The sequence below is a fragment of the Thermoflexus sp. genome (genome assembly GCF_025055495.1).
GTDB lineage: Bacteria > Chloroflexota > Anaerolineae > Thermoflexales > Thermoflexaceae > Thermoflexus.
The window spans coordinates 1-7,928 of sequence record NZ_JANWXB010000028.1 but is presented as its reverse complement, the minus strand read 5'-3'; the positions used below and the strand labels follow the sequence as shown (position 1 = coordinate 7,928).

At 64.7% G+C, this 7,928-nt stretch carries 7 protein-coding genes; 4 read left to right on the top strand and 3 right to left on the bottom strand.

Annotated features, from left to right (window positions below; genetic code table 11):
• Nucleotides 1–248 precede the first annotated feature (248 nt).
• Both NZM16_RS01050 and NZM16_RS01045 read right to left on the bottom strand, forming a co-directional pair.
• Nucleotides 249–1,625 carry a hypothetical protein gene (locus NZM16_RS01050; RefSeq protein WP_295453201.1) on the bottom strand — a complete coding sequence of 459 codons (1,377 nt, stop codon included), beginning with the start codon at nt 1,623–1,625 and terminating at the stop codon, nt 249–251.
• The gene (locus NZM16_RS01045; protein ID WP_295453204.1) at nt 1,622–2,221 is read right to left on the bottom strand and encodes a hypothetical protein; all 600 of its coding nucleotides are present in this window, start codon (nt 2,219–2,221) and stop codon (nt 1,622–1,624) included. Before NZM16_RS01045 ends, NZM16_RS01050 begins: the two co-directional genes overlap by 4 nt.
• 475 nt (nt 2,222–2,696) lie before the next feature.
• Between NZM16_RS01045 and NZM16_RS01040 the strand changes: the two genes are divergently transcribed.
• The 4 genes from NZM16_RS01040 (at nt 2,697) to NZM16_RS01025 (ending at nt 7,565) form a co-directional block, all read left to right on the top strand.
• Nucleotides 2,697–4,013 carry a pitrilysin family protein gene (locus NZM16_RS01040; protein ID WP_295453206.1) on the top strand — a complete coding sequence of 439 codons (1,317 nt, stop codon included), beginning with the start codon at nt 2,697–2,699 and terminating at the stop codon, nt 4,011–4,013.
• A gap of 559 nt (nt 4,014–4,572) precedes the next feature.
• Nucleotides 4,573–4,941, top strand: coding sequence for an NUDIX domain-containing protein (locus NZM16_RS01035; RefSeq protein WP_295477874.1), 369 nt, complete (start codon nt 4,573–4,575; stop codon nt 4,939–4,941).
• Nucleotides 4,942–5,174: 233 nt separating this feature from the next.
• Nucleotides 5,175–5,639, top strand: a complete 465-nt coding sequence (locus NZM16_RS01030) for a Fur family transcriptional regulator (protein ID WP_295450272.1) — start codon at nt 5,175–5,177, stop codon at nt 5,637–5,639.
• Between the two features lie 3 nt (nt 5,640–5,642).
• The gene (locus NZM16_RS01025; protein ID WP_295450275.1) at nt 5,643–7,565 is read left to right on the top strand and encodes a cation-translocating P-type ATPase; all 1,923 of its coding nucleotides are present in this window, start codon (nt 5,643–5,645) and stop codon (nt 7,563–7,565) included.
• Nucleotides 7,566–7,709: 144 nt separating this feature from the next.
• Here NZM16_RS01025 and NZM16_RS01020 read toward each other — a convergent pair.
• Nucleotides 7,710–7,928: sortase (locus NZM16_RS01020; protein ID WP_295477872.1), on the bottom strand; the 219-nt coding region annotated here is incomplete at its 5' end.

Below are 7,928 nucleotides of genomic sequence, written 5' to 3'. Positions count from 1 at the left end.
CTTCGACAGCCCCGCCCGCACCCCCAACTATTCAATTCAATTTCCCCCCTCCCCATGGCCCTTCGGGCCGCAGGGAGGGGGGAGAGGGGGGAGGGGTTTGGCCCTCTGGCCGTAGAGGGCTCAGGGCGCTTGGTGCATGGCCTGCTTGTCCGAAGTCCAATTTTTAAATGGCGACAAAGGGGAAGGGATCGGGCGCAGGTCCCATGCGTTCCGTCCGGTCGGGATCCAGGGTCCCCTTTCGGGAAGCGCTACATCACGCGGATCCATGCCCGGGCCAGGGTCTCCAGGCGAAGGCCCAGCCAAGGGCCGGCGAACAACAGGCTGAGCTCGGCGATCCACCAGGCGATCCCGAACCAGACGGCCGAGCGAGGCATCGGGCGCAACGGCGTTGCCTCTGAGACGGGCGCGAGCAGCTCTCGCAACAGCGCCCATCCCAGAAGGCCCACGCTGCCGATCAGCGCCAGCGCCAGAACCGGATGGGAAGGCAACAACAAGCGGGTGAACGCCCATCGTGCGGTGAATCCTGCAAAAGGGGGGACGTTCATCAAGGCCATGCCGCTTCCCAGCAGGAGCGCGATCACCCACGGCCCCCGATCCAGCGGAACACGGCCGGATTCCGTGGAGCCGCTCATCCGACGGTGCGCGGCCAGCCCGAAGGCCAGTCCCGCCAGGGCGATGACCCCGATCCACATGGTCCAGGCGCTTAGATAGATCCCTTCGACGGTTCCCGTGCCCAGCGCCAGCCACGAGAGACCGCTGGAGGCCAGCCAGAGGTATCCTCCAATGGCCCCCCAGCCTCGCTCGGCCAGGGCCAGCACGGCGCTGCTCAGCGTCATCAGGATCCCGATGGTTTGCAGGCCCGCGCTCCATCCGGGGAGCTGCGCCAGCCATGGGAACTCCTGAGCCCAGGCGAGCAGCCAGAACCAGGTTCCATAATTCAGCAGCAACACGGTGAAGGCGGCCCCGACCGGCGCGCCCTCCGCGAACAGGAGCACGACCCAGCGGTAGGCCGGCCAGACCCCTAACCAAAGGATCAGGGCCATCCCGATCAGCACGACGGTCAACGTCGTCCAGAGGGGCTGACCCGGGTTCAGGGCGGCCTGTTCGGCGGCCCAAACGGCGGTGACCCAGGCGAGGAAGCCCAGGCTGGCTGCGATGAGATATTGGGTCGCCCCTTCCATGCCATGGCCCTCCCCCAGCAGCGTCAGCGCCAGCAGCAGGGCGGCGCCGCCCATGAAAAACGTCCCCAGGGTGATCGGCCGCAGCAACAGGCCGATGGTCCATAGCCCGCCGGCAGCCAGGCCGATGGGATACAGGCGGCGCTCGAATCGAAAGGGCCATGCGGCCAGGAACAACAGGGCGGCGCATCCCCATAGTGTGCTCAGCGCCCAGCGATCGGTTTCCGTGAGACGAAGGCTCCGCCCGAACACCACCAGCGGCGCGCCCAGGGATGTCTGGTCCTGCTGGATGGCGACGGGAGACCACGGGGCGATCCAGAGGAAGCCCACCAACGCTGCAGCGACCGCGGCCGCGAAGGGAGCCGCCAGCGGGGTGCGTCGAAGCGGATAAATCACGGGAGCGGTCAGGAAGGGAACAGCGATCAGGATTAACAACGGGAAGTTCACGCCGACACCTCCTGACGGACCAGGGTGAGAGCAGCGGTGACGAAGGCGACGAAGAGGCTCATCCCAGCCATCAGCCCGATGGCGAGCAGGCTATCCTGAACAGAGAGATAGAAAACCTGGTAACCGTTCAGCATGGTCAGCACGCCCAGCCCGGCCTTCAGCGGCGAACGGCTCAGCGTGGCGATCAGCAGGCCGATCCCGATCAGCGTGTAGGTCACGATCAGGAGAGATGGGGAAGCAATGGGCAAAGGAAACCGGATTACGATCATGCGGGCGAGGACGTAAAGAAAAAGGGCGGCTAAGATCCGGAACCGCCAGTGGACCGCCGGGCGGGCGGTCAGGGTCTTGGGAGCCGTCGCCTGGGCTCGCCGGCCGGCCAGATAGAACAGCAGAGCCAGGAGGGCGCTGTTCAAGATCTGGATCCCGGCCAGTTCCCCGGGGACTTCAGCGGTTTGTCGGAGGAGAAACCCGCCCGCCGCGCCCATCAGGGCCCACGCCAGAAGCATCCCGCGCCAGTCATCAATGGCCAGCACAAGTCCGGCCAGGCCGACGACCGCCAGGATCGTCAGCTCGCTGATGCTCCAGCCACCGATCACGCCGTCCTCCCTGCGGCCACGAAGTTCCGATCCAGTTTAGAGGCATCCGGATGGAATGCACAAGCTCCCTCTCCTTCCCCTTCTACCCGCGACCCGAAGGACATAAAAGCGAGGCATGCCTCATCCGATGATTTCATGAACGGCGCCGCCTTTGGCGGCCCCGTTCATCTCCAAGGCGCTGAGTTCGCAAGACTGCGCTTCCTCTCCATCCATGAGCTTCGGAAAAAGGGCTTGGGAGCTCGGGTTACGCTATGATAGTATTCAATAGACACCATAGGCCGCTTCCCAGCTCTCCCGCAGGCTGGGGTCTGGGGCGCTGCGGGATGGCGCCTCAGACCCGAAAATATCTCGGCGCATGTTCAGAACGCGCGCCGCTGGCTGGGTCCGATAAGATTTTTTATCCTTGTGCATTGTCACCTGAGAGTGAGCGCAGTGTGAGCGCTTACATCCTTCATCTTCCATCTGGAGCCTGAAAATGGCGCGCAGGCGGAGTCCATCCCAAATCCTTCAACGGATCCGGGCCTGGACGGTGCCTAATCCGCGGACGATCGCGCGGGAGGTGTTGCCGAACGGCATCATCGTGCTCGCCTACGAGAATTTCAGCAGCCCCTCGGTGGTCCTCTCGGGCCTCCTCTGGGCCGGGGCGATGGATGAGCCTCCGGATCGGGCCGGGCTGGCCGCGTTCACGGCGGAAATGCTCACCCGAGGGACTGCCCATCGAACGTTCCATGAGATCTATGAGACGATTGAGTCGATCGGGGCCAGCCTGGACATCGGAGCAGGCTATCATACGACCGGCTTCAGCCTGAAAGCTCTGGCTGAGGATCTGCCCACGCTTCTGGAGATCCTGGCGGATGTCCTGCGGAACCCCACGTTCCCTGAGGAGGAAGCGGAGAAGGTGCGAGGGGAGATCCTCACGGATCTGCAGGAGCGGGAACATGACACCCGGCGGATGGCCGGGCTTCGGTTCCGGGAGACGCTGTTCCAAGGCCATCCCTATGGACGAAGCGTGGATGGCTATCGGGAGACGGTGCAGGCCATTACCCGGGAGGATCTGGCCGCTTTCCACCGGAAGTTTTATAGCCCGGAACGGATGATCATCGCCATCGTGGGGGCGATCCGCGCCGAGGAGGGGATCGAGGCCATCCGGCGGGTTTTCGGGGATTGGGTGGCCCAGCGCCCGGCGCCGGATCCCCTGCCGTCGGCCTCGCGTCCAGACCGCTGGATCCATGTCCACACGCCGATCCCGGGCAAAACCCAGACGGATCTGGTCATGGGAACGGTTGGGCTGGCCCGTAAAGATCCGGACTATTACGCGGCTGCGCTGGCGAATTGCATCCTGGGGGTTTTCGGGATGATGGGCCGGCTGGGAGATCACGTTCGAGACCGGGATGGGCTGGCGTATTACGTTTATAGCCGTCTGGATGCGGGCCTGTCCCCCGGGCCATGGAGCGTCATCGCCGGGGTGGCCCCGGAGCATCTTCCCCGGGCCGTGGAAGGCATCCGCACGGAGATCCGGCGTCTGCTGGAGCGACGGGTTCCTGCAAAGGAGCTGGAGGAGAACAAGTCGTTTTTGATCGGCTCTCTTCCCCTCCGACTGGAGACCAAGGAGGGAATCGCTGGGGTTCTCGTCGATATGGAGCTGTTCGAGCTGGGCCTGGATTATCTGGAACGCTATCCGGAGATCATTGCCGGCCTCACCGCCGCAGAGGTTCAGGCGGTAGCCCGCAAATATCTGGATCCCGATCGCATGGTGCTCTCGACGGCAGGCCCGGAGCCGGATCTCCCATAGCCCATCTCTTGATCTGGGGGTTTTCGAGGGTGGTGCAGAGGGCCGAAGGCCCCCCATACCACCTCCGGAAGATTCTTTACTCCCCCTCCCCACGGTCCAGAGGCCGTGGGGAGGGGGAGCCATGAGGAAGGAGCTACGGCTTTCCGGCCTGGCTTCAGTTCCTCCGATCTCCAGTTTATAACCGGACAAAGCAGTAGTTGCTGAGCATGAGCCGGATCTTCCAAAACCCCAAGACCCCGCATATCTCCTGCTTTCCGGCCCGCAAACCTGATGCCTCATTCCCTATGGAGCGCCCATATCCTCTCACCGGGGAAAGGAAATGCTCTTCGAACAGGTAGGCGTGCGGGGCCGCCTGCGGATCGGCTTCAACGGCCTGTCCGGCTTCCTGGATAAGAGGGGCGGCATCGCTAGCCCCTTTCCTATCCACGGTCCCTTGAGCGATGAACATAGAAGAGAGAAGGGGGAGAGGCCGGTCTGCCCGAGCGTGGGTCAGGCTCCCCCGTTCAAACGATGCGGGATGTGAATCCCCGAGGCGCTGAGGGCAGCGAAAGGAGGAACAATGAACGTGGAAATCCGGGTGGAGATCGTCGCCCTGGCGGATGAAGCGGTCTGGCTGGTGCAATCGCCGCCAGGGAACTGGACCCTGCCAGGAGGTCCTCTGGTGGAAGGCGAGGATCCTGCGGATGGCGTCCGACGATGGATGACTCAAATGGCCGGGGTGGAACCGGAGGAGCCCATCATCCTGGAGGCGGCCTCCCGACGGGAGGATGGGCGGTGGCAGTTGATCCTGCGTTACGCCTGCCGCCTGCTTCAGGAACCTCGTCCGGCCTCCGAGCTCCCCATGTCCGGGCTGTTTCACATTGAGCACCTTCCCCCGCTGGATCCCGGACAGCGGGCGGCGATCTATCGGGCGCTGCAGCTGTTATGAACGCCACGGGCAACGTCTGAGTCCCCTTGGAAGTTGAGGATTGGGGCGCCGCCAGAGACGGCGCCCCAACCCCAAGGGATATGAGCTCATGTCCAGCCTTCGTGCAGGCCAGAGAGCGAATCGCCCGGGCGGGAAAGGGTCCGCTCCTCTATCCCCTATTTGACAAGGCCCCGCCCTTGGAGTAACATCATATCCGGTTTTGGAAAATGATTATCTTTAGATAGGAGTTTTCCATGATTCGGCGATCGGAGCGGTTAAGGGCGATGCTGGAAGGCCTGCGGGCATCCGGGTTGCGGCTGACGCCCCAGCGGGTGGCCATCTGCGAGGCGCTGGCGATGAGCCGGAACCATCCCACAGCCTATGACCTCTACCGGCGTCTTCGCCGGCGGTTCCCCACGATGAGCCTGGCGACAGTTTACAAAACCCTGGATGCGCTGGTGCGACTGGGCCTGGTGAGCGCCCTGGGGGATGCGGGGGATGGGATGGTGCACTACGATGGGGACACCGAGCCGCATATCAATCTGGTCTGTCTCTCCTGTCACCGGGTGCAGGATCTGGAAGGCGTGGATGTTCGGGCCCTGCATCAGCGGGTGGCGGCCCGCTCGGGCTACGCGCTGCAGGGAGCCCGCTTGGTCTATTACGGGCTTTGCCCCGATTGCCAACGCAAAGTCGAGGCGTCCATCGCGGAGGAGGCCTGAACGATGGGAGAACGGATCCGCCGCTTCATTCTGGATGAGCGCCGGCTGGAGTTCCCCTTCGTGGGATTGACGCTGGTCGCGCTGATCGGCGGGATGGTTTCGCGCCGGGCGGCCCCTGGCATAGAGGGCGTTTTCTGGACGGCCGCCTATCTGTTCGGGGGCTTCTATGGCGTGCTGGACGGTGCTCTGGCGTTGCACAGGGGACGTCTGGATGTCAATCTGTTGATGTTGCTTTCCGCCCTGGGGGCCGCCTTCATCGGGCATGCGGAGGAGGGGGGAACGTTGCTGTTCCTCTTCTCCCTTTCGAACGCATTGCAGACCCTGGCTCTGGAGCGCACCCGTCAGGCTATCCGGCGGTTGCTGAACCTCCGCCCCCCGGTCGCTCATCGCATCCGCGAGGGGGGAGAGGAAACGATCCCGATTGAAGCGATCGAGGTGGGGGATCGACTGCTCGTTCGACCCGGCGAGCGGATCCCGGCGGATGGGGTGGTCGTGGCGGGCTTCTCCGCCGCCGACGAGTCCCTGCTGACCGGGGAATCCATACCCGTGCCGAAAGGGCCGGGGGATCCCGTTTTTGAGGGCACGCTCAACACTTATGGGGCGCTGGAGGTCCAGGTCACCCACACGACCTCGGACACGATGCTGGCCCGGATTATTCATCTGGTGGAGGAGGCGCAGGCGCAGCGGGCCCGCACGCAGCAGGCGATCGATCGCTTCGAGCAACGGTATGCATGGGCCGTCCTGGCCGGGGCGGCGCTCACCCTGGTCCTCTCCGGGCTTTGGGGAGAGACTTTCGATCAGGCGTTCTATCGGGCGATGACCTTGTTGGTGGTGGCTTCCCCGTGCGCCCTGGTGATCAGCACCCCAGCCGCTTTCCTCTCCGCGATCGCCGCCGGAGCCCGGCGGGGGCTCCTGTTCAAGGGCGGGATGGTCCTGGAACGCCTGGCCCAGGTCCGGGTGGTGGCGATGGATAAGACGGGGACCCTCACGGAGAATCGGGTGGCCGTGCAGTCGGTGCGCGGGCTGGAGGGAAACCATCCCGATGCGATCCTGGCCCTGGCGGCGGCGGTGGAGGTTCGTTCGGAGCATCCGATCGCCCGGGCGATTGTGGAGGAGGCCCGAACGCGCGGTCTATCTTTCCCGGAAATCCGGGAGGTGGAGGCCCGTCCGGGCCTGGGGGTGATCGGTTTCACCAACGCGCATCGGATCTGGGTAGGTTCCCCCCGGCTGTTCCAGCAGGAGGGCATCTCGCTTCCTGTCGAAGTGCGCGCCATGCTGGAGGAGGCGCAGCAGGCCGGTCGGACGGCTTTGCTGGTCTACGATGGGCAGTGGCGGGGCCTGATTGAGGTGGCCGATCGGGTTCGATCGGAGGCCGCGGAGGCGGTGCAGGCGTTGCGCCGCCTGGGGATCGAGGCGGTGATGCTGACCGGGGATCATCCGACGGTCGCCCGCGCCGTGGCCCAGGTGGTGGGGATCCGGCGTTTCGAAGGCGGACTGCTGCCGGAGGAGAAGCTGGCGCGGATCCGTTCCCTGGCGCAGTCGGTCGGGCCGGTGGCGATGGTCGGGGACGGGATGAACGATGCGCCGGCCCTGGCCGCGGCCTCCGTGGGGATCGCCATGGGGAAGATGGGAAGCGATGCGGCGATTGAGACAGCGGATGTGGTGCTTCTTCAGGAAGATCTCCGCCGGGTTCCCGAGGCCATCGCCTTAGCCCGTGCGGCGATGCGCACCGTGTGGCAGAACCTGGCTTTCGCCAGCGGTGTGATCGTCCTGCTGGTGGGGCTCACGTTCGGCCTGGGGATCCCTCTGCCGCTGGCAGTGGTCGGGCATGAAGGAAGCACGCTGCTGGTGGTGCTGAACGGCCTGCGGCTTCTTCGATGGAGGTGGCGATCCACTGATAGCGGATGGGGCGAATCGAGAGTTTAATGTTGGACGGGACGGCCATCCCGCATCGCTGATCCGTCTTGCGGGGCGGGCGGCTTCGCTGCCCGCCCCGCTACCTCGATGTTTCTCACTCCCCTCCCCACGCCCCGAAGCGGGGATCCTGGGGCGCCGCACAGCGCCTCCGGGTTATTCCACGTCCTTCCCCGGACCGTCCTGGAGGGGGAGTGGCCGGGCGATCACGATGAGACGGTGGGTATTGCTGGTGTAAGGCCAGCAGGTGATCAGCGTCAGTCGCTCATCCTCCGTGACCTGGATCCAGCGGGCGTTGGCCAGTCGCTCGGAGAGGGGGCGACCGCGCTCCGGGATAATGTGTTTTTCCCGCACTTTTCGATTCATCTCATTCCG

Excerpts from the sequence above, each read along its gene's own strand:
- NZM16_RS01030 (WP_295450272.1), top strand. The coding sequence starts at position 5,175 with ATGATTCGGCGATCGGAGCGGTTAAGGGCGATGCTGGAAGGCCTGCGG.
- NZM16_RS01035 (WP_295477874.1), top strand. The coding sequence starts at position 4,573 with ATGAACGTGGAAATCCGGGTGGAGATCGTCGCCCTGGCGGATGAAGCG.
- NZM16_RS01040 (WP_295453206.1), top strand. The coding sequence starts at position 2,697 with ATGGCGCGCAGGCGGAGTCCATCCCAAATCCTTCAACGGATCCGGGCC.
- NZM16_RS01025 (WP_295450275.1), top strand. The coding sequence starts at position 5,643 with ATGGGAGAACGGATCCGCCGCTTCATTCTGGATGAGCGCCGGCTGGAG.